Source organism: Robertmurraya mesotrionivorans (assembly GCF_050971805.1).
Lineage (GTDB): Bacteria > Bacillota > Bacilli > Bacillales > Cytobacillaceae > Robertmurraya_A.
The window spans coordinates 55,047-75,945 of the sequence record NZ_JBPCCH010000005.1; the positions used below are offsets into that span (position 1 = coordinate 55,047).

A 20,899-nucleotide genomic window follows, 5' to 3' on the forward strand; every position below is an offset into this window, starting at 1 on the left:
GGGGAACGGGAATGGTGAGTAAGGAAAAGAAGCTCTACGAAGTAGATTTATATAAACCGATACAAAAGTTTTTTACAAAGCTTGGCTATGAGGTACATGGAGAAGTTCATCATTGTGATGTAGTGGCACTAAAGGATGATGAATTAATCGTTGTCGAATTGAAATTATCCTTAACGGTTGACCTCCTGATGCAGGCAACAAAAAGGCAGAAGCTAACGGATCAAGTGTATATAGCAATTCCTAAGCCCAAATATAAGATGAACTCGAAGAAATGGCACGATCTTTGTCACTTATTAAAAAGGCTCGAATTAGGGTTAATTGTTGTTTCTTTTTTAAAAAGCGGTGCAAAAATGGAAGTCTGTTTTTCCCCACAACCATTTAACAGACAGAGAAGTAAAAATTATCATGTAAGAAACCGGAAAAAGTTGATTGAGGAAATGAAGGGAAGAAACGTTAATTACAATGTTGGTGGAAGTTCAAAAACAAAAATTATGACCGCATACAAAGAGAACTGTATACAAATTGCCAGTTTGTTAGATAGAAACGGACAGATGACTCCAAAGGCACTCCGACAACAAGGGACGGGTGAGAAGACACTCTCGATTCTCTCAAAAAATTATTATGGCTGGTTTGTAAAAGTAGGCAGAGGTGTGTATACCATTACTGATTTAGGGAAAAAAGAGTTGAAGGATTATCCTGAAGTAGTTAATCATTTCCTTGTTGCTGAAGATAAAAAGACAAATGAAGAGTATCTAAATGAAAATTCATGAAATTGTCAACCTAACTTACCCTTCATTTTACTAATTTTTGCTAAGATTAAGATACAACATAATATTTATTAGGCTATGAGAATTGGAGAAGCCGTTAAAACAGTGGGAGTACATAACTAACTCCCATGAGTTTTTACGGCTTTTTCCTATTCTAACGATGGTTAGGAGACTATTGAAGGGGAAGTGATGGTCTCCGTATTGAAGTATTTTTTTATTTTTATGATGATTTTTGTTGTTCCTCTAAATGGATAAGGGAACCCTTTTTTATCCAATATTGAAAGCTATCAAGTGGAAAAACACCCCTACAGTTAGAGTTTTCCATTTGAATCACGACGCCATCTCTTGTTAACTCTACAATTTTCAGTTTGTCAGATTTGCTGATATTTGGGATGAAACTCTTTGTCATTTCAAATGACATATTGTTCGTTAAATCCATTTCTCATACTCCTTAATGGTAACTTTCTTTCCTTTTTAATTTGTCCAAAATTAGATATTATATCCATAATTTAGTAAAGATTTTTTATAATAAGAAGGTCAAATTTGAACAAAGCAGTTTCAGTCAGTAAAATATGAGTAAGACCGATACTGCTATTAGGAGAAAATTTATGAATAAAACGTATGTTACCATTATCTCGTTCCTATCAATTGGAGCATTCCTGGTTTTGCTATTTGGGTTTTCATGGACCATTCACAATCAATTGAGTAAAAAAGAATCTACTGTAAGGCAACAAACTCAAGTTGAGGGAATTGTAAACGAAAAGGAAGGAAAAACCATTGTTGCACTTGGCGATTCTCTTACTAGGGGAACAGGTGATGAAGAAGGAAAAGGATATATTGGTTATTTAGTTGAGGAATTAGAAGAAAAAACAGATGAAAAGCTTACTCTTCATAACTATGGAGTGAAAGGGTACCGTTCAGATCAACTTCTAACTCAAGTAAAAGGGGAAACGATTCAAAATCAAATCAAAGATGCAGATTTCATTTTAATGACAATCGGTGGAAATGACTTGTTTCAAGGCGGACAAACCCTCGTTAGTCCAAAGCAAGACGAGATATCGGTTATAAAAGACCAATATGTAAAAAACCTCAAAGAAACCATTGATATGATTAAATCAATAAATCAAGATGCCGTCATTTTTCTAGTGGGCTTATACAATCCCTTTATTGACCTCGAGGATGCTGCAACGACAACGGCTGTTGTAAGAGATTGGAATTATTCAACCAATCAGCTTCTTGATCAATACCCGAATTCAGTTTTTGTACCAACCTTTGACTTATTTCAGCTTAAGGTGAATGACTACTTGTTTTCAGACAAGTTTCACCCAAATAGCAAAGGGTATCAATTAATTGCGGAAAGAGTAGCATCACTAATAACATGGTAGGAGTTTTATAATGACGGAGATAACTTTATCTATTAAAGGTTTACGAAAAAGAATAGGGAAAAGAGAAATTATAAAAGGACTAGACTTTGAGCTTAAAAGCGGTGAAGTATTTGGTTTTTTAGGACCTAATGGAGCAGGGAAAACTACAACTATTCGAATGTTAGTAGGGTTAATCCGCCCAACAGCAGGAAGCATTCATGTTTGTGGATATGATGTAAAGAAGGACTTTGTAAAAGCTATGAGTCACCTAGGGTGCATTGTAGAAAATCCGGAGCTTTATCCGTATTTAACCGGGATGGAAAATCTTCAACATTTTTCTCGGATGATACCGAATTTCGATTCCAAACATTTAGAATATGTCGTTAAATTAGTCAGACTTCAGGATCGAATCGATGATCCTGTTAAAACCTATTCACTCGGAATGAGACAAAGATTAGGAATCGCTCAGGCGCTTCTTGGAAAGCCCAAGGTGTTAATTTTGGACGAGCCCACAAATGGATTAGACCCGATGGGGATACGTGAAATGAGAGAATTTATCCGGTTTTTAGCTGAAAAAGAAGGCTTAACCGTGCTGGTATCCAGTCATTTACTCAGTGAAATACAATTGATGTGTGATAGGGTGGCTGTTATTTCAAAAGGAAGTGTAATTAAAGTGGATACAGTTAGCAATTTATTAAATCTTCAAGAGCAATTAGTTTGGAAAGTGACTCCAGTTGAAAAGGGAGCAAAGCTTCTGCAGACGGCTACATCGGTAACTCTGGATGAAGAGAACCGGTTAGTAACTCCGTTAACAGAAAAATCCTCTTTGTTGAATCAAATGCTCGTAGAAAATGGGGTAGAGGTCCACGAAATCCAAAGGAAAGTGCCTACTCTAGAAGACCTATTCCTCGAATTAACAGGAGGAGAATCCGTTGAATAAGCTTATTTTTAATGAAATGCTAAAGATTATCCGGAAGAGAAAACTGATTGTTATTGTAGCGATTATGGCCGTTTTAATTAGTCTTTTTACATATGCACAATTTCGGGAGGTTCAAAGACAAATTGAAAAATTAGGGGATGTTGATTGGAGAACCACTTTACAGCAACAAATCGTTGATACACAAAACCGATTAACGAGCAGTGGTATCTCGGATGAATGGAAAGCTCAGTTACAAATTCGTGTCCAGCAACAACAATACTACCTAGATAATAATATTAATCCAACCGAGCCAGGTGCTCCTACATTTGTTCGCAGTTTTGCGCAAGAATCAATTACCCTCTTTGTTCCATTATTAATTATGATCATTGCTGCAGACATAGTGTCTTCAGAGAAGAGTGCGGGTACGGTAAAGCTTCTATTAACAAGGCCGGTGAAAAGGTGGAAGATTCTACTAAGTAAGTATATTGCATTATTATTGTCCATTTCTATTATTGTTGTCCTTATGGGATTACTAGCGTATGTGATTTCAGGAGTGGTGTTTGGATTCGGAGGTTGGAAGGCACCGATTTTAACAGGTTTCACAAGCATGGGAGGAGAGCTTGATACTTCAAATGTTCAATTAATAGATCAGTTGCAGTACATTTTAATGGAGTTTGGGTTAGTATGGTTTGTTGCCATTGTCGTCGGAACCCTTAGTTTTATGTTATCCGTTTTATTAAAAAGTACGTCAGCTAGTATGGGAGTCATGCTTGCTGCTTTAATTGCAGGGTTAATTTTGAGCAATCTTGTATCGTCCTGGCAGTCAGCGAAATATTTGTTCATGATTAATCTTGATTTAACAGGATATTTAGCAGGGAGCTCTCCTCCAGTACCTGGGATGACACTATTATTTTCTATAGGAGTACTAGCTGTTTGGGCAGTTGTTGCATTGTTTGTCTCTTTTACTGTCTTTGTTCGGCAAGATGTATATTAAAACAGTACCACTTTTATAGTGGTACTGTTTTATATGACAGCAGAAATTTCAGCCTCGGTTAGTGGGAGAATCACTTCGAAAGTTGTTCCGATACCAACTTGGCTTGATATATGTATTTTACCTTTGTGATTTTCAATGATTTTAAAGCAAGTCGTAAGGCCTAAACCGGTTCCTTTTTCCTTGGTCGTATAAAATGGTTGTCCAATCTTTTCAAGCGTATCTTTAGAAATACCACATCCTGTATCGGAAAAATAAATTGAAACAAACTGGTAGTCATTTACAATACTTACGTGCACTTTTCCACCATTTTGCATGGCTTCAATTGCATTTTTAATAATATTTATAAAAACTTGTTTAATTTGGTTTTCTTCCCCATACACCCAGATAGGCTTATCATCTTTTTTTAGCTTTATTTCAATACTATTCATATTGGCTTTTGTACTAATAAGTGCAATTACATAGTCTAAAGTTTTAATGATGTCAAACTTTTTAAGATTGACTACTTGAGGCTTAGATAGAAGCAGCATCTCGCTTAATACAAGTTCGATCCTCTCAATCTCTGAAAATATGACATCAATATACTCTTTTTGAAGATGTCGTTGCTCTTTCAGTAACTGAATAAATCCGGAAATGGAGGTAAGAGGGTTTCTAACTTCATGTGCAATGGCCGCTGACATATTTGCTACCACACTTAACTTGTCAGAGTGTATTGCTAAGTCCTCGTTTAATTGAAGTAATTTTAACTCTGAAAGCTTCCATTCGGTAATATCTGTTAATGTTCCAACTGTAGAAATAAGCTTTCCCTTATCGTTAAAATTAAATTTAGAGTTGACTTCTATCCAAACAAAGCCTCCATCCTTTTTACGTAAACGTACTTCTTCTTGGACAATCTGAGTGGAATGCTTAATCGTTTCAATAGCTCGTTGGTTCATCCATTCTTGGTCTTCATGGTACACATAGAATAATAGGGAGCGCCCAATGCTTTCGAGGGGAGAATAGCCAGTAACAGTCTCCCAGGCTGGATTCAACACGGTAAAACAACCCAAGTGATCCGTTTGATAGACCACTTGATTCAAATTGTTAAATAAGTATGTATTTGTTTCTAACAGTTTTTTGTAGTTTTCTTCACTGTTTGATAGCTTTTTAAAAAGTACTTTTGATTTGTCAAAATATGAACCAAGGCACCAAGCAGTAATTGCGAAGGTAAAAGTGAAAGGAAGGTCAAGCCATGGATCATACTCATAATTTTTTGCTACATAGAAAACCAAATTCCATGTAGTCATTCCAATCAAAAACGCAATAGTTGAGATCAATCTACCTTTGTAGCGTTCAAACATTGGTCCAACTCCATCTCATAAAAACTTATTATCAAGCCTGATATAACCTAATATAACCTAATTCTGTTATTCTTGGAATAGAATTTCCTTTGATTCTGGGTAAAATTTTAAAAATTCAAACTATATATTCCGTAATTTGAAATAAAGTAAAAAAGATAAATGAGAAGGGGGGAAGAGATCGAATAACGATCTTTCCCATTATTCTATCAAAATTCGTCATCCTGAGTGGAGAATGGTATGTTTAGACTTCTTTCAACTGTTCTAAGTCTTTGATTCAAACGACTTAAACGACGAGTATGTTTTTCGTCGTTTTGATTTAGACGGACAATTTCTTGATTTATTCTACCAATTTCTTTATTCACTCTTGTGATCTCTGTTATTTGACGTGTTAATTCTCTATTCAGGCGTTCAATTTCTTTCGATTGGTTTTCATTTTTTCTCTCTAAAGTAGATAATCTTCTTTCTAATCCTTGAATTTGAGGTGGTTGCCGATAATAGTCATGAATGGCAGTAGTGGGGACTACATAACCATTAGTAAAATAAGTAGGGTAGTGATACATTTGAGGCAGCTCTCCTTTATCGTTAGTCGGTATAATTTATGAATAACACAAATATTTGACAGGGCAGTAGCCTAGTGTAGATTTTTGTCATCCTATACATTATTTCTTGGGAAAGCGCAAGACTTGACATTTCCTGCAATATCTGTGTCGGAAATTGTATTATGGAGACGTTTGTTGTCAGAAAATTATAACAAATAATGCGTGCAATCTGTCAGTTGGTGTAATATTATTTTTCTTAAAGGGGAAATTTGTTCATAGCATATCGCTAGCAGTTGCTAGCTTGGTGTTTCTATTACATAATGAAGTTGAAAAAATTTGTATGTAAAGGAAACTTCTATAAAATTTCTTCGTATATACAATGGTTACTAGTTTTTATAAGGACGAAAATAACAAACAGTTAAATTTGGAGGAAATGTAGATGAATAATCATGAAATTGATTTTAAGATTTATGGAGATGACATGCAGTTCGTTGAAGTGGAGCTTGACCCAGGAGAAACGGTAATCGCTGAAGCAGGGAGCTTAATGATGATGGAGGACCACATTCATATGGAGACGATCTTTGGTGATGGATCTTCCGGTGGTGGAGGTCTGATGGGGAAATTACTAGGAGCCGGAAAAAGAATGATTACTGGCGAAAGCTTGTTTATGACGACATTCACGAATCAGGGTAGTGGGAAAAAACATGTATCCTTTGCTTCGCCATACCCAGGAAAAATAGTACCAATGGACCTCAGTGAGCTAGGGGGAAAAATTATTTGTCAAAAAGATGCGTTCTTAGCAGCTGCAAAAGGTGTATCGGTTGGAGTTGAATTCCAGAGAAAAATGGGTGCAGGATTTTTCGGTGGAGAAGGATTTATTATGCAGAAGCTTGAAGGTGATGGAATGGCTTTTGTTCATGCTGGTGGGACCATTTATCAAAAAACGCTTGCACCAGGTGAAGTTCTCCGTGTCGATACTGGCTGCTTAGTCGCAATGACGAAGGATGTAGATTATAATATTGAAATGGTTAAAGGTGTGAAAACTGCTTTATTCGGTGGAGAAGGGTTGTTTTTTGCTACGTTACGTGGACCTGGAACCGTTTGGATTCAATCTCTACCATTCAGTCGTTTAGCGAGTCGGGTATTTGCAGCAGCTCCGCAGGCTGGAGGAAATGGAAGAGACGAAGGTAGTCTATTGGGTGGCGTATTTAGAATGTTGGATGGAGATTAATAAGAGACTTTATTTTGCATGAGCTGCTACGGCAGCTTATTTTTTTTGACTTAATTGCACACTGTCCACCTGAGATGGACAAAAGCAGGGAAAATGTCCACGAAGGGTGTCTGTCACCGTTATGATCTATTCGTTATAATTCTTTCGTAAATGGAGTTGTTGCGGTATAATATGTCATGTGATTAAGTATAAGCCTAGTTAGTAGGTAAGTAGATACAATGTTGAAAGAGAGTGTTCATTATGGGCCGTAAGTGGAACAATATTAAGGAAAAAAAGGCATCCAAGGATGCAAATACGAGTAGAGTTTACTCCAAATTTGCGTTAGAAATTTATGTAGCAGCTAAACAAGGTGAGCCGGATCCGGAATCAAACCAGGCGCTTAAATTCGTTTTAGAGCGTGCGAAAACGTATAACGTACCAAGAGTTATTATTGACCGTGCGATTGATAAAGCTAAAGGTGGAGCGGAAGAAAACTATGATGAGCTTCGTTACGAAGGCTTTGGACCAAGCGGATCAATGATTATTGTTGATGCACTTACCAATAACGTGAACCGCACAGCTTCTACCGTTCGCGCTGCGTTTGGCAAAAACGGCGGAAACATGGGAGTAAGCGGATCTGTTGCTTATATGTTCGATAATACTGCTGTTTTTGGTATTGAGGGTAAAACGTCTGACGAGGTACTTGAGTTACTAATGGAAGCAGATCTTGACGTACGTGACATTATTGAAGAAGAGGATACTGTAATTGTATATGCGGAACCCGATCAGTTCCACGCTGTACAGGTTGCTTTTAAAGATGCTGGAATTACAGAATTTACGGTTGCTGAGCTAACGATGCTCGCGCAAAATGATATTAGCTTAGACCCAGAAGCTCAAGCACAATTTGAAAAATTAATTGATGCATTAGAAGATTTAGAAGATGTACAACGTGTGTATCATAACGTTGATTTAGGAGAGTAAAAAGAAACAGGTCTTTATCATACAAAGGCCTGTTTCTTTTTTATATATTTATGGACGATAGATGAAGAAAGGAACCTCTTCAATTCCTAAAAGACGAACATATGTAAAAAGTTGTCCTTTATGATGAATTTCATGATCTTTAGCCAGCTCCAAAATAGCTTTTCCTGGTAAGTCCATTCCAGCAAAAGCTATGATACTTTTTAATTGTTCATCAGTTAATTTTTCCAGCTCTTGTTTAGCGTACTCAGTCTGAGCCTCAACTAATTCAATAAGCTCTTTTGCAGTAGAGACTTCCTTCTTTTCTGTTGGAGGTGTAAACACTCCCGTCTTCACTGTGTTTACGAACATTGAAGTGGAACCCGAGATATGAAGGGCAAGCTCCGACAAGGACATTCCATTTTCCCACGGTCTAAAGGAGAGTTGCTCATCGTTAACCACTTTTAGTAACTCAAGTAATGCCTTTCTATGCGATAGCCAGCCGCTGATGAAACCAGATAATTTACTCATTCATTTTCCTCCTCAATTGAAAAATAACCACCTAGATAATTATATGATACGAACTTATTTCTAACAATTTTTAACTACGTATAAATAATTTGTCTAGTTAAGAAACATACTATGTCTGGATAAAAAATGGGTAAAGTAGTGAGATTTATGAGGAATCAGACACTTATTGAATTTTTCAAGTTTTCTATTGTTGGAGCAATTAATACGATGGTTGATTTTGGCGTGTTTAGCCTGTTACTGACAAATGGTTGTCCCATTCTATTGTCTCAAATCATCTCATATGGATGTGGAATGCTAAATAGTTTTATAATGAATCGTTCATGGACCTTTAAGGAGAATAAAAGAAATGAGTACTCTGAGCCCTTAAAGTATGTAGTAGCAAATGTAGCTACCTTAATTGTAGTATCAGTGCTGATTCTTCTCTTTATCAACCTGTTTCATCTGCCTGTTTTAATTGCAAAGGTCATATGCACAGGGATTGGGATGGTAATTAACTTTATAAGCAGTAAGTTCTGGGTGTTTCAGGGAATCGAGAGAAGTAGGGGGTACGAGTGATTCGAAATATGGTTTTGAATAAAGTATAGGTAATGCATAAAGGCGAGTTTTCATCCGCAAAAAAGACAAAGCGGGATCTACCCATACTTTGTCTTTCAATCACATATTAATCTCCCCAAAGTCTCCACCAGCTTCGTTTTTTCGCGGTTTTTGCGGCGGCCGCTTCACGGAAAGCTGAAACTAGATCTTGAAATCCTTCTTCGCGTTGATGAATGTGACTAGTGAATTCCTGGAGCTCGTGAATAGATTCTCGGAGCTGCTGTTGATCCTCATGCAAAGAAAAGGCAACTGTTCGAACATCATTTTTAACATCTGCTACGGTTTGAGACACTGCTGATAGAAGCTGGTCATTTTCTGTTTGAACGGCTTGGTTCATTTGATCAATTTTTTGCTCAATACTTTCAGAGGTTGCTTTCGAATGTTTCGCAATGGTTTCTGATAAGGTTCCGAATGTTTCAGAGGTATATTTCGAATTTGATTGAATCGCTTCACTCAGTACTTGCATGTCAGCCTTTCGCTTATCGTTTGATCTTTGAATTGACTTTGAAAGATCAATGACTGTTTGTAATGATGAATTTGCTAACTCGTGTTTGATTTCATCCATAAGAATGGAACGCTGATTTAACATCTCTCTCCTTACTTCGTGAATCACACCTTCTTTTAAAACTTGAAGGCTGGCTTGAATGTCAGTTAATTGTAACGAGTGCTCGTTTGTTTTTTCCGGCTCGGCTACATCTGTCGTTGACAAAACCATTTCGAATGATTCGGAGACAGATTCTGAAGGGGATTGTAAGTGCTTCTCTAGAAGGGTTCGAATCATGCCCTTGCCCACATTTTGAGCTCTCATAGCTGAAATTTTTTCTAAAAGTTTAATTTCAACACTTGTATAATAACGCGCACCTTGCTTTGTACGCGGAATGACTAAAAGTCCACTTAAATCTTTTTCCCATTGTCTAATCGTTCCAGAAGGAATTCCAAGTAGTTTTGATACCTCTTGAATAGAATAGGCTCTTGTAATTTCTTGATTTATCATAGTGACGTTCCTTTCTTATAAGAATTTAGTGGTGTGCTAATATTAACAATTATTCTCTATGAAACTAGTTAGTTTCCTGCCATAAGACAAAAGCTATCAAAACTAGTGTTCTTTCCCCAAAAGCTGAGGGAAAGTTTGGTTATTTGCGATTCGAGAGTCGAAATCAATAAAAAACCTCGAAAAAAGAAGGTAGAAACTGTAAGTGTCAATCGCTAAACTAAAGGGTAGAGTCATAGAAAAACGGGGAGGGTAAGGGATGAGAGCAATCGTATTACGTGAACTAGGAGGACCAGAGCAATTTCGACTAGAAGAAGTGGAGAAGCCCATACCGAATGCTCATGAAGTGCTCGTAAAGTTGAAGGCGTCAGCTTTGAACCGTCGTGATATATATGTTCGAATGGGACAATATCCAGGAATTAAGATACCGGCAATACCAGGAGCTGATGGGGCTGGGGTGTTAGAAGATGGGTCCGAAGTCATTATCTATCCTGCATTAAATTGGGGAGAAAATGAAAACTTCTATTCAAAAGGTTTTCATATTATCGGTGTTCCTTCAGATGGAACCTTTGCTGAATACATAAAAGTACCTAAAGAAAATATATTCCCGAAGCCCGATTACCTTAGCTGGGAAGAAGCTGCAGCGCTTCCATTAGGAGGATTAACAGCCTACCGTGCGTTGTTTACAAGAGGAAAACTACAAGAAGGAGAGACTGTATTAATCCCTGGGATTGGTGGCGGAGTGGCAACCTTTCTTCTACAAATGGCTGTTGCAGTAAAAGCAAAAGTCTTTGTTACGTCTAGTAGCGAGGAGAAGATTAAAAAAGCGATAAGCATGGGAGCTATTGGTGGTGTAAATTATAAAGAAGAAGGATGGGATCGACTACTAAAGGAACAAATGAAAGGGTCGGCAGATCTCATTGTTGATAGTGTGGGAGGCTCTAGTTTTTCTAAACTAATTAATGTAGCAAATAACGGGGGAAGAATTGTTAGCTTCGGGGCAACCGCTGGACCAATCCCACAAATCGTCATGCCAAAAATATTTTTTAAGCACTTGGATATACTTGGTTCCACCATGGGTTCACCAAAAGATTTTACAAACATGCTGAAACTGTATGAAGAACATCAATTACGCCCGGCTATAGATTCGGTTTATACTTTAGAAGAAATGCACCAAGCCCAAGATCGAATAGAGAAAGGCAGTAATTTTGGAAAAGTTGTACTGAAGCTAGCCAGTAAGTCATAGCTATTTTGCATTAGAAGCACCGTCATTTTAACAAAATGAGGGTGTTTTTTTTTATTTTTTTTAAAAAACTCTTCTATTTTTTGGACATATAAAATATAATTCAACTGTACCATCTGTATTACGATTAATAGTACACTAGGTACAGATTGGAGGGTGACCATGTTTGAGCTAGATATTAGAAGTCGAAAACCAATATATGAACAGCTGGTAGACAAGTTAAAAGAGCTTATTATTAGTGAAGTCATGAAAGCGGATGAACAGCTACCATCCGTTCGGGTAATGGCACAGCAACTGACGATTAACCCGAATACCATTCAAAAAGCCTATCGAGAGCTTGAGGTTCAAGGATATATTTATTCAATCAAAGGAAAGGGGAGCTTTGTGAGTCCAGATACTCCAAAGCAAAACAGTGAAAAAATGAAGACAATTAAATCTGAACTAATAAAACTTTTGTCAGAAGCTATGTATCTTGGAATCACTAGTGATCAACTCGTTGAAATCATAAAGGAAGTGGAATCCACAATAGGGGGAGGGAGCAGAAGTGATTCAATTTAGTTCGGTAAGTAAATCCTTTGAGGGAACCGATGCGGTTGAAAATATATGCCTCCATATTCAAAAGGGATCAATATATGGGTTGCTTGGAACAAATGGAGCGGGGAAAACTACTTTATTAAAGCTTTTAGCTGGAATTTATGTTCCTGACAACGGTTCTGTATTGGTTGATGAGAACTCAGTATTTGAAAATTGTTACATAAAACAGCGTGTGTTCTTTATTCCTGACCAACCATTCTTCTTTTCACAATACACACTAGCTGATATGGGTAAATTTTATGAGAAAATTTACTATAAGTGGAATCAAGAGAGATACGAATTACTTGTGGATGCGTTTAAGATCGATGAAAAAAGAAAGCTTCATAAATTCTCAAAAGGTGTCCAAAGGCAAGCGGCGTTTATTCTAGCCCTGTCCACCATGCCTGAAATCCTTCTTCTAGACGAGCCTATGGATGGACTGGATCCAGTTGTTCGGAAAAATATTAAAAGCTTAATTATTGAAGATGTAGCCTCAAGGGAAATGACGGTACTTATCTCTTCCCATAATTTGCGTGAAGTAGAAGACATTTGTGATTATATAGGCATTTTGCATAAAGGAGAGCTATTGATTGAGAAGGAACTTGATGACTTAAAGTCTGACACACATAAAATTCAAGTAGCATTCAAGGAAAATGTCCCGGAGAATCTATTTACCGGTGTCAAACTTTTGCATCAAGAGAAAAGAGGAAGTGTCTTTATCTGTATTGTTAAAGGAAAAGAAGCGGAAATAGTAGATAAAGTCAAGAAATATCAACCTGTAATTCTCGATATTCTCCCACTAACATTAGAAGAAATCTTTATTTATGAAATGGAGGGTGTCGGATATGCCATCAAAAACATCTTTGCTTAACCCTGAGATTTTAAAATTAATGCTTAGAAGCTCAGGTTGGGTATCTATTATTTATTTTCTTGTATTGTTGTTTGCCATCCCATTTGAAATATTATTGAGCACTACAAATGAACGTTTGATGTTTGAACCAGCGAATGTGTTTCAATACAATATGGAACTTCAATATATTTTACTAGTATCCGTGCCGGTTTTATTGCCTTTGTTCTTGTTTCATTTTATGCAGTCAAAACAAAGCTCAGATCTTATTCATAGTTTACCAGTAAATAGAGAAACGCTATTCCACCAATACACTCTTTCTGGTTGGCTAATGGTAAACATACCAGTCGTCATAATTGCAACGATAGTTTTCGTTCAGCGTAGTGTTTTGGATCTACAATCTATTTTAGTAACTGACTCTATTTTTTATTGGTTAGGGATGACAATTCTTTTTAATACCATCATATATATTAGTACAGTGTTTATCGGCATGATCACAGGTATTTCGATTGTACAAGGTATTCTATCGTATATTTTTCTGCTTCTGCCAGTTGGATTATTTGTATTAAGCGCATTTAATCTTAAGTTTTTTATGTTTGGTTTTCCAGATAGTTATCATTTAAATGGAAAAGTACAATATTTATCTCCGTTAACCATGATAGAAGGAATACAAGATATTTCTAATGGGATACTTTTAGGGATTTATGCCGGTATTTCTGTATTACTGTATTTTCTTAGTTTAGTGCTTTATAAAAAAAGGAAACCGGAATCTGTATCTCAAGCCGTTATATTTCCGATTTTAAAACCAATCTTGAAATTTGGAATGACTGTTTGCTGTGCATTATTGGCAGCTGCTTACTTCGGTGACTATCGTGAGGTATCGGAAAGCTGGTTATTCTTCGGTTATCTGTTTGGATCCTTTTTCGGTTATGTACTAGCTGAAATTCTACTTCATAAAACATGGAGGGTATTTGGTAATCTTAAAGGTTATCTATATTATGGTGGTATTTTAATAGTAATCATTGCTATTTTTCAGTTTGATCTCACTAACTATGAAAACCAAATTCCAGAGATAGAAGATATCCAAAAGGTGCATTTAAGCGATGGTCCGTATCTTTACTTGAATCCTGAGCAAAGTGGCTATTCAAAAGATACCTTCTACTTAAATGAAAAAAACAATATTGGATTAGTTCACGATTTGCATAAGCAGATTCTTTCCAATAAAGAAAGTAAAAAAGCATCAGGTGCAGGTGAACAAATTGAAACCGCCTTTTTTGTGTATGAGTTAAAGAACGGAAAAAAATTGGTTCGTGAATACGAAATAAACAAAGATGATTATTTGGCATACTACAAACCTATTCATGAATCAAAGGAATATAAAGAGGTTAACTATCCATTGTTCAATTTAACAACGAATGAAATTAACATGATTACTATTGAGTCAATGGGATATAAAAATGATCGTGCCGTAATTTCTGAGAAAGCAGATATCAAGGAATTTCTATCTATTATAAAGGAAGATATTCTAGCCTCAACTTATGAGGAGATGTATAGTTCAAAATCTTTTCAATCTCATATTTCCTTTTCTTTGAATAATAGCAAAGAATTTTACGGATACGCAGATATCCCTGCCTTAGCTAGCTACAAAAAGCTTGAAAATTGGTTAGCTGAGAAAGAACTGCTTGATAATGCCTTTATCTCGGAGGAAGACATTGATTACGCAGTGGTTTTAGAAAAAGAGGACCTCGAAATCAATCATGATGGATACTCAAATCTTGAAGTTTTTACCAATATGAATAATCATCCAAACGCCAAAACTTTCAAAACGAAAGATCAAATAAGAGAACTGATGGATATTACAGAAGACGCTTATTTACCAGACAGTAAAAAGACATACGTAATCGCCTATAAATTTAAAAATCAACAGGACCCTTATTTAGGAACGTTTGACAAGAGCGACGCACCTGCATATGTAAATGAAAAGTTTAATTAATGGATTACGGGGAAAGGGAGGGAGTGATCATGAATGAGGAATTATCGAAGGAAGATATGATGACGATTTGTTTTAGTCATCAAAAACTTCTCTTTCATATCGCCTTCGGTATCACAAGGGATTACCACTTAGCACAGGACGTAGTACAAGAAACATTTTTTAAAGCATTTCGGAAAATAGATACCATCGTTGATGAGGCCAAGCTCCGCTCATGGTTATCCTCGATTGCATCAAGAACAGCAATTGATTTTGTGAGAAAAGAAAAAAGAAGGAAAGAAGTACTCGAAACTGAAATCACTTACCAAGAGGTCGCATCTCATAAAAATGTGGAAGAAGAAGTGAATTCTTTGTTATTACAGAATGAAATAACAAAAGCCTTTGGGGTGCTTAATGCTAATCAAAAATCTGTGCTACATTTAAAAGTTGTAGAAGGAATGAAGGAAAAAGAAATCGCCGAAGCATTACACCTTAATCAAAACAATGTCAAAACCGTGTTATATCGAGCGAGGAAAAAATTATCCATGCATTTAGCAGAAAAAAACTATGCATGACATGCTAGAAATATAAAGAAGGAACGTTACTGCTCTACGGCAGTAACGTTTTTAGTTTTTCTTTCGAGGATCCGACTCCTCAGCAAATTCCGTCCCAAACGCTAGCTTCTGAGACGTACGTAGAGGTCTTTTCCTTTCTGTAGGAGTCGATGGTTCTAACCGACCTATTAGAAATAAATGTACAAACACCTCAGATATTCCGATGAATGTTGCTGCTATAATACTTCCCCATGCAATCTGTTCATAGCTGTGTAGAAGAACGTTTCCAAAAATCCACACAATCGCATAGACAGTGAAAAAATCGATGACAACAGCGGCTCGGTTTCCAACCCTCGGCAAAATAATTTTATCTCCTATGAAATAGGAAACAATGGTTACCAAAATACTGAATGACAAGACTTCGGAAATCCCGGCTTCAAAGAACAGGTCAAAGGCAATAGTAAATATAATAATACAAGCAACGAACTTAAGAAGGATGATTCGAAAATTTGTGCGCATAGATTTCGCTCCTTTTTACATATTGTAAACGTAAGTTCATTTTCCATTCACTAGAGGAAAAGAAACATGAAAAATCTAAATTGTCCTCTCTAAAAATACATTTGTCCATCTAATGAGGAAAAAATGCTTGATTCTTTACTACTTTGAAGCGATAATAAATATAAATTTTATTTATCAGGGGATGTTTACATGAAGGTAGCAAAATTCGGAGGATCATCTTTAGCAAATGGAGAGCAGTTACAAAAAGTATTTCAAATCGTCACAGCTGATCCTAGTCGAAAGGTAATTGTTGTATCAGCACCAGGAAAGAGAAAATCAGATGATATAAAAGTGACAGATTTGTTGATACATTGCGCAGAGCAGGGATTAAATGGTGAAGATACAAGTGTGACACTTGAGCAAATAATCGATCGTTACGATAGCATCGTTAAGGAACTCCATCTCTCATCAGATATTACAGAAGAGATTAAAAATACTTTACACTCATTATTATCTGCAGATAAATCCAATCCAGACCATTATATGGAGGCTCTAAAAGCAGCTGGTGAGGACAATAATGCGAAATTAGTGGCGAAGTTCTTTCAATCAAAAGGAGTGCCGGCAAAATACATCAATCCAAAGGACGCTGGATTGTTTGTTACTGATGAGACAGGGAATGCACAAGTACTACAGGAATCTTATGACAATTTATATAAACTACGAGAAGAAGATGGGATTTTGATCTTCCCAGGATTTTTTGGTTATACAAAGGATGGAAATGTTGTAACTTTTTCGAGAAGTGGTTCCGATATTACAGGCTCGATCTTAGCGAATGGCATAAAAGCAGATCTGTATGAAAATTTCACAGACGTAGATGCTGTTTATTCAGTAAATCCAAATCTTGTTCAAGACCCAAAAGAAATAAAAGAACTTACTTACCGTGAAATGAGAGAACTCTCTTACGCTGGCTTTTCTGTATTTCACGATGAAGCATTAATTCCAGCTTTTAGGGCAGGAATTCCAGTACAGGTAAAAAACACGAATAACCCGCTTTCGCCAGGGACTTTAATTGTTCATGAGCGCAGTGTTCAAAATGGTCCTGTAACAGGAATTGCAAGTGATAAAGGGTTCTGTAGCATTTATGTTGGAAAATATTTAATGAACAGAGAAATCGGTTTTGGAAGTAGATTATTAAGAATATTAGAAGAACATGGAATGTCATATGAGCATACTCCATCAGGAATTGATGATATTTCTGTTATTTTACGTCAGGATCAAATGGATTACGAAACAGAACAACGTATTGTTAACCTTATTCTCACAGAGTTGCATGCAGATGAAGTGAAGGTTGAGCACGACTTGGCTTTAATCATGATTGTTGGTGAAGGCATGAGACAAAATGTTGGAACAACAGCAAGAGCTGCAAAGGCACTTGCCGATGCTGGTGTGAATATTGAGATGATTAACCAAGGTTCATCTGAAGTGAGTATGATGTTTGGCGTAAAAGAAGCGGATGAAAAGCATGCAGTAAAAGCACTTTATAATAAGTTCTTTGTCGGTGTACCGGTATAAGATAGGAGAAGCATGAATATTCATGCTTCTTTTTTTGAAATAATAATCTTGTTTTAGTAAAAAATAAAGGAAATATGAAAAACAAGAGGTAAGATATGCTCGAACAGACGGGAATCCATTGGGTCATATTAATCGTTGTATTTATCCTTACTGCTATCGGATTATTGGTTATCTTACGAAAGAATTATGTAAGTTACGGTATTATTACAGGAATAAGCATCCTAGTATCCATAGTGTTGTGTATGTTTTTCTACAAAAATGGGTTTTATCGATTTGTGTTGCCTCTACCAGTTATTCTACCTACCGTTGCTATGAGTTTTACGTTTCTCACGTTATTTTCCATTTATTATAAGCCGAAGCACCACACATTTGTTTTTTACTTTACTATTATCAATCTTGTTTTCGCGATTGAAATGGTACTAAGGTATTTTTTTCATTTTATTGTGTATAGAGGTCCCTGGGATACATGGGACTCGTATTCTCTCTATTGGGTATATATCCGTTTCTTTGCGTTTCTCGGTGATTGGTTCGTCCCATCGAAATATAGAAATCCAATTCCCAGTGATACTAGAGCATATTGGTTTAGCTTTATTATTGTTATCATCGGTACGATAATGGGCTTTATTTTTATGCTAAATCAATGGCATGAGAGATAACATGATAGTGGCAAAATGAATAGTAATTTGTTAATGTTATACTCATCATAGTTTTGTTTGGAGGATGATTTGTGTTTATAGCTATTATATTTTTTCTGCTTATGTCTTTTTTTCTATCTGGAAGTGAAACTGCACTAACTGCGGTTAATAAAATGAAACTAAAGACAAAGGCAGAAAGCGGTGACAAAAAGGCGCAGAAGCTTTTAACACTTGTGTCTAATTTGGACGAATTAATTACAGCAATATTAATTGGTAACAATATCGCTAATATTATGCTTCCTACATTGGTAACCATTATTGCCATTGAGTATGGATGGAACGTAGGGATTGTGACAGGGATTCTTACGGTCGTATTAATTGTATTTGCTGAAGTATTGCCTAAGTCGATTGCTGCTAGTTTTGCTGATAAGATTGCCTTTCTCGTCTTTCCAGTCATTCAGTTCATTATGATTATATTAAAACCATTAACATTTCTTTTGTCACGCTTTACAAGAGCTGTCATTAAGCTTTTAGAAAAAGAAGATAGGGATGGCGTGTCTATTTCAAAGGAAGAGCTTATTACTATGGTCGACATTGCCGCGACGGAAGGTACATTTCAAAATGATGAGACGAAAAGTATAAAGGGAGTTATTGATTTTTATAGCTTAGATGTTAGAGATGCATTAAAAACCCCGCGCATGGAAATTCAAGGAATTCCTTTTGACTCGACATTTGAGGAAGCGAGAGAAGTGGTTATAAACAATCAATATACAAGATATCCAGTATATAAAGAAAATATGGATAATATTGTAGGAGTCTTCCATTCAAAGGGTCTATTATCTTGGTCAGTAGAACCTGATAAACCATTAGAGGATTTTACAGATAATTCCCCATTATTTGTATTTGAATTTCACTCAATTGAAAAGATATTTAAAATGATGCTAAAGGAACGCAAGCATCTTGCGATTGTGCTTGATGAATACGGGGGAACCAAAGGAATAATTACAAACGAGGATATTATTGAAGCCATGATTGGCCTTGAAATAAAAGATGAGACAGATGAAAATGAAGAGATTTTGATCGATGAATTAACGGACTCTCATATTATTTGTAATGGAAAGCTAGCCTTAAGAAGATTAAATGAAGTGTTCAAAACAAAGATTCCTGAAGATGAAGATGTATTAACAGGATTTTTATTAAAAGAGATGGGGCATTTCCCAGAGGAAGGGGAAACATTTGAATACCATCATCTCCACTTTGAAATGCTTGTAGTAGAGGATAATAAAATCAAGCAAATTGAAATAAAAAAGAAAACTCCACCATTAGTGTAAAAAAACTCCGTTGCCTTAGCAGCGGAGTTTTTACTATAACTAACCAATAATAATACGTTCTTTAGGATAATGGAACTTTTCTTTGACAGGGTTTCCTCGAATGATAAATAAGAAGGAGAAGATTCCGATACGACCAATAAACATAACCAAAATAATGACTAGCTTACTGGCTGTACTTAAATCTGCCGTGATCCCCATTGATAATCCCGTTGTACCAAAAGCCGAGCTAACTTCAAAGACAATCTCCATTAAACCTATTGAAGGTTCAAGAACAGCCAATATAATGACAGAAGCTGAACAAATCATAACTGCCGTTGTGATGACAATATATGATTTAAGAATATCTTCTTGTAAAATCTCCTTTTTAAATACTTTTATCGTATCTCGACCTTTTGCATATGTAAATATACTTAACATCATTATTGCAAAAGTGGTAGTTCGTATACCACCACCCACACTGCTTGGAGAGGCCCCGATAAACATGAGAATACATAAAAGTAGTAGGGTAGGGGTTGTAAATTCACTTACATCCATGGTCGCTAAACCACCATTTCTAGTAGTAACCGATTGGAATAATGCGTAAAAAAATGATTCATGCCAAGATTTCCCTGCAAAAAAATGATTATACTCAAAAAGAATAATGAGTAAAGTTCCACCGATAACTAAAAGGAAAAAAGTTGTTGATGTAACTTTTGAAAATAAACTAAATCGAAATAGACTATCTTCTCTACGAAATAAAAAGTGACGAACCTCAATTAGAACAGGAAAACCGATAGCACCAAGAATTAACAGTATGATGTTAACGAGTTGAACAAAATAATCATTAGCATATGGAAGCAGGGACTGACCGGTAATATCAAATCCTGCGTTCGTGGTCGCACTAACACTCATGAAAAAGCCATGTAAAAAGGCTTCCTGCCAATTGGGATAGTAATTAACCAAGTAAATACCGAGTACTACACTCCCAATTACTTCAATAAAGATGATAAGATAAAGAATTTGTCTCATTAACTGAACCAGACCTGACAGAGTGGACTGATTTTGATCGGTCATAATTAACTTTCGTTCACGAAGTCCAATTTTCTTTCCCATTAGGAGCCAAATAAATGTGCCTAGTGTCATAATCCCAATTCCACCGAATTGAAGGATGAAAGCAAAAATGAATGTTCCTGCCACACTTAGCTTTTCAGAGATAGAGATGGTAGAAAGTCCTGTAACACTTACCGCACTAGCAGAAGTAAATAATGCATCAATAAAGGAAATGTCCTCTCCAGATTTTAAAGTGATTGGAAGCATTAAAAGTACAGTTGATATAACCACCGCAAGTACGTAAAATAATACAATGATTTGAACAGATGAAAGCTTTTCCATAAAGATTTTCGAACTAATTTTCATGATAAACCTCTTTATAAATATTCTAAACTTATTGTTGTTCCCATAAGTTCCAATTATACAAAAGATATTGGTAATCGGG

Annotated in this window: 22 protein-coding genes; 15 read left to right on the plus strand and 7 right to left on the minus strand. The window is 36.2% G+C overall.

The genetic code is table 11. The features are described from left to right. The first annotated feature begins 11 nt into the window (after positions 1-11). Positions 12-770, plus strand: a complete 759-nt coding sequence (locus ACRX5O_RS10595) for a DUF2161 domain-containing phosphodiesterase (RefSeq protein WP_433905923.1) — start codon at positions 12-14, stop codon at positions 768-770. A gap of 217 nt (positions 771-987) precedes the next feature. On the opposite strand, the gene ACRX5O_RS10600 is transcribed toward ACRX5O_RS10595, so the two are convergent. After that, positions 988-1,206, minus strand: coding sequence for a hypothetical protein (locus ACRX5O_RS10600; protein WP_433905924.1), 219 nt, complete (start codon positions 1,204-1,206; stop codon positions 988-990). A gap of 169 nt (positions 1,207-1,375) precedes the next feature. Here ACRX5O_RS10600 and ACRX5O_RS10605 point away from each other — a divergent pair, with 169 nt between their 5' ends. Genes ACRX5O_RS10605 through ACRX5O_RS10615 form a run of 3 tightly spaced genes read left to right on the plus strand, consistent with a single transcriptional unit; the run spans position 1,376 to position 4,044 of the window. Then, complete coding sequence (locus ACRX5O_RS10605) at positions 1,376-2,152, plus strand: SGNH/GDSL hydrolase family protein (protein WP_433905925.1); 777 nt, start codon at positions 1,376-1,378, stop codon at positions 2,150-2,152. A gap of 10 nt (positions 2,153-2,162) precedes the next feature. Beyond that, complete coding sequence (locus tag ACRX5O_RS10610) at positions 2,163-3,071, plus strand: ABC transporter ATP-binding protein (protein WP_433905926.1); 909 nt, start codon at positions 2,163-2,165, stop codon at positions 3,069-3,071. Next, positions 3,064-4,044 (plus strand): ABC transporter permease, encoded by a 981-nt coding sequence (locus ACRX5O_RS10615; protein WP_433905927.1) that lies wholly within the window; start codon positions 3,064-3,066, stop codon positions 4,042-4,044. The genes ACRX5O_RS10610 and ACRX5O_RS10615 overlap by 8 nt, the downstream gene beginning before the upstream one ends. Before the next feature lie 29 nt (positions 4,045-4,073). Here the strand turns inward: ACRX5O_RS10615 and ACRX5O_RS10620 are convergent, their stop codons facing one another. Both ACRX5O_RS10620 and ACRX5O_RS10625 read right to left on the minus strand, forming a co-directional pair. Further along, complete coding sequence (locus ACRX5O_RS10620) at positions 4,074-5,381, minus strand: ATP-binding protein (RefSeq protein WP_433905928.1); 1,308 nt, start codon at positions 5,379-5,381, stop codon at positions 4,074-4,076. Between the two features lie 206 nt (positions 5,382-5,587). Further along, entirely contained in the window at positions 5,588-5,941 is a 354-nt protein-coding gene (locus ACRX5O_RS10625; RefSeq protein ID WP_433905929.1) for a hypothetical protein, read from the minus strand. A gap of 418 nt (positions 5,942-6,359) precedes the next feature. Between ACRX5O_RS10625 and ACRX5O_RS10630 the strand changes: the two genes are divergently transcribed. Next, positions 6,360-7,151 carry a TIGR00266 family protein gene (locus tag ACRX5O_RS10630; RefSeq protein WP_433905930.1) on the plus strand — a complete coding sequence of 264 codons (792 nt, stop codon included), beginning with the start codon at positions 6,360-6,362 and terminating at the stop codon, positions 7,149-7,151. A gap of 240 nt (positions 7,152-7,391) precedes the next feature. Then, positions 7,392-8,111, plus strand: a complete 720-nt coding sequence (locus tag ACRX5O_RS10635; RefSeq protein WP_119708731.1) for a YebC/PmpR family DNA-binding transcriptional regulator — start codon at positions 7,392-7,394, stop codon at positions 8,109-8,111. A 48-nt stretch (positions 8,112-8,159) separates the two neighbouring features. Here the strand turns inward: ACRX5O_RS10635 and ACRX5O_RS10640 are convergent, their stop codons facing one another. Beyond that, positions 8,160-8,618 (minus strand): DinB family protein, encoded by a 459-nt coding sequence (locus ACRX5O_RS10640; protein WP_433905931.1) that lies wholly within the window; start codon positions 8,616-8,618, stop codon positions 8,160-8,162. A gap of 147 nt (positions 8,619-8,765) precedes the next feature. Between ACRX5O_RS10640 and ACRX5O_RS10645 the strand changes: the two genes are divergently transcribed. Then, a complete protein-coding gene (locus tag ACRX5O_RS10645; protein ID WP_433905932.1) occupies positions 8,766-9,173 on the plus strand; it encodes a GtrA family protein in 408 nt (135 codons plus the stop codon). A 106-nt stretch (positions 9,174-9,279) separates the two neighbouring features. Here ACRX5O_RS10645 and ACRX5O_RS10650 read toward each other — a convergent pair whose 3' ends face one another. Further along, positions 9,280-10,206 (minus strand): MerR family transcriptional regulator, encoded by a 927-nt coding sequence (locus ACRX5O_RS10650; RefSeq protein WP_433905933.1) that lies wholly within the window; start codon positions 10,204-10,206, stop codon positions 9,280-9,282. Between the two features lie 256 nt (positions 10,207-10,462). Here ACRX5O_RS10650 and ACRX5O_RS10655 point away from each other — a divergent pair, with 256 nt between their 5' ends. From ACRX5O_RS10655 to ACRX5O_RS10675, 5 genes are all read left to right on the plus strand, one after another. Beyond that, positions 10,463-11,449: a zinc-binding dehydrogenase gene (locus tag ACRX5O_RS10655; RefSeq protein ID WP_433905934.1), complete on the plus strand. Its 987-nt coding sequence runs from the start codon at positions 10,463-10,465 to the stop codon at positions 11,447-11,449. Between the two features lie 159 nt (positions 11,450-11,608). Next, complete coding sequence (locus ACRX5O_RS10660) at positions 11,609-12,004, plus strand: GntR family transcriptional regulator (protein WP_433905935.1); 396 nt, start codon at positions 11,609-11,611, stop codon at positions 12,002-12,004. After that, positions 11,991-12,890 (plus strand): ABC transporter ATP-binding protein, encoded by a 900-nt coding sequence (locus ACRX5O_RS10665; RefSeq protein WP_433905936.1) that lies wholly within the window; start codon positions 11,991-11,993, stop codon positions 12,888-12,890. Before ACRX5O_RS10660 ends, ACRX5O_RS10665 begins: the two co-directional genes overlap by 14 nt. Further along, positions 12,865-14,859, plus strand: coding sequence for a DUF6449 domain-containing protein (locus ACRX5O_RS10670; RefSeq protein WP_433905937.1), 1,995 nt, complete (start codon positions 12,865-12,867; stop codon positions 14,857-14,859). Before ACRX5O_RS10665 ends, ACRX5O_RS10670 begins: the two co-directional genes overlap by 26 nt. A gap of 29 nt (positions 14,860-14,888) precedes the next feature. Beyond that, positions 14,889-15,410, plus strand: coding sequence for an RNA polymerase sigma factor (locus ACRX5O_RS10675; protein WP_433905938.1), 522 nt, complete (start codon positions 14,889-14,891; stop codon positions 15,408-15,410). A 51-nt stretch (positions 15,411-15,461) separates the two neighbouring features. Here ACRX5O_RS10675 and ACRX5O_RS10680 read toward each other — a convergent pair whose 3' ends face one another. Beyond that, positions 15,462-15,908, minus strand: a complete 447-nt coding sequence (locus ACRX5O_RS10680; RefSeq protein WP_433905939.1) for a YndM family protein — start codon at positions 15,906-15,908, stop codon at positions 15,462-15,464. Between the two features lie 189 nt (positions 15,909-16,097). On the opposite strand from ACRX5O_RS10680, the gene ACRX5O_RS10685 reads away from it, so the two are divergent. The 3 genes from ACRX5O_RS10685 (at position 16,098) to ACRX5O_RS10695 (ending at position 19,425) form a co-directional block, all read left to right on the plus strand. After that, entirely contained in the window at positions 16,098-17,459 is a 1,362-nt protein-coding gene (locus ACRX5O_RS10685) for an aspartate kinase (protein WP_433905940.1), read from the plus strand. Positions 17,460-17,554: 95 nt separating this feature from the next. After that, the gene (locus tag ACRX5O_RS10690; RefSeq protein WP_433905941.1) at positions 17,555-18,115 is read left to right on the plus strand and encodes a hypothetical protein; all 561 of its coding nucleotides are present in this window, start codon (positions 17,555-17,557) and stop codon (positions 18,113-18,115) included. A 71-nt stretch (positions 18,116-18,186) separates the two neighbouring features. Next, on the plus strand, positions 18,187-19,425 hold the full coding sequence (locus tag ACRX5O_RS10695) for a hemolysin family protein (RefSeq protein WP_433905942.1): 1,239 nt from the start codon (positions 18,187-18,189) through the stop codon (positions 19,423-19,425). A 39-nt stretch (positions 19,426-19,464) separates the two neighbouring features. Here the strand turns inward: ACRX5O_RS10695 and ACRX5O_RS10700 are convergent, their stop codons facing one another. Next, a complete protein-coding gene (locus ACRX5O_RS10700) occupies positions 19,465-20,820 on the minus strand; it encodes a TrkH family potassium uptake protein (RefSeq protein ID WP_433905943.1) in 1,356 nt (451 codons plus the stop codon). Positions 20,821-20,899: the final 79 nt, after the last annotated feature.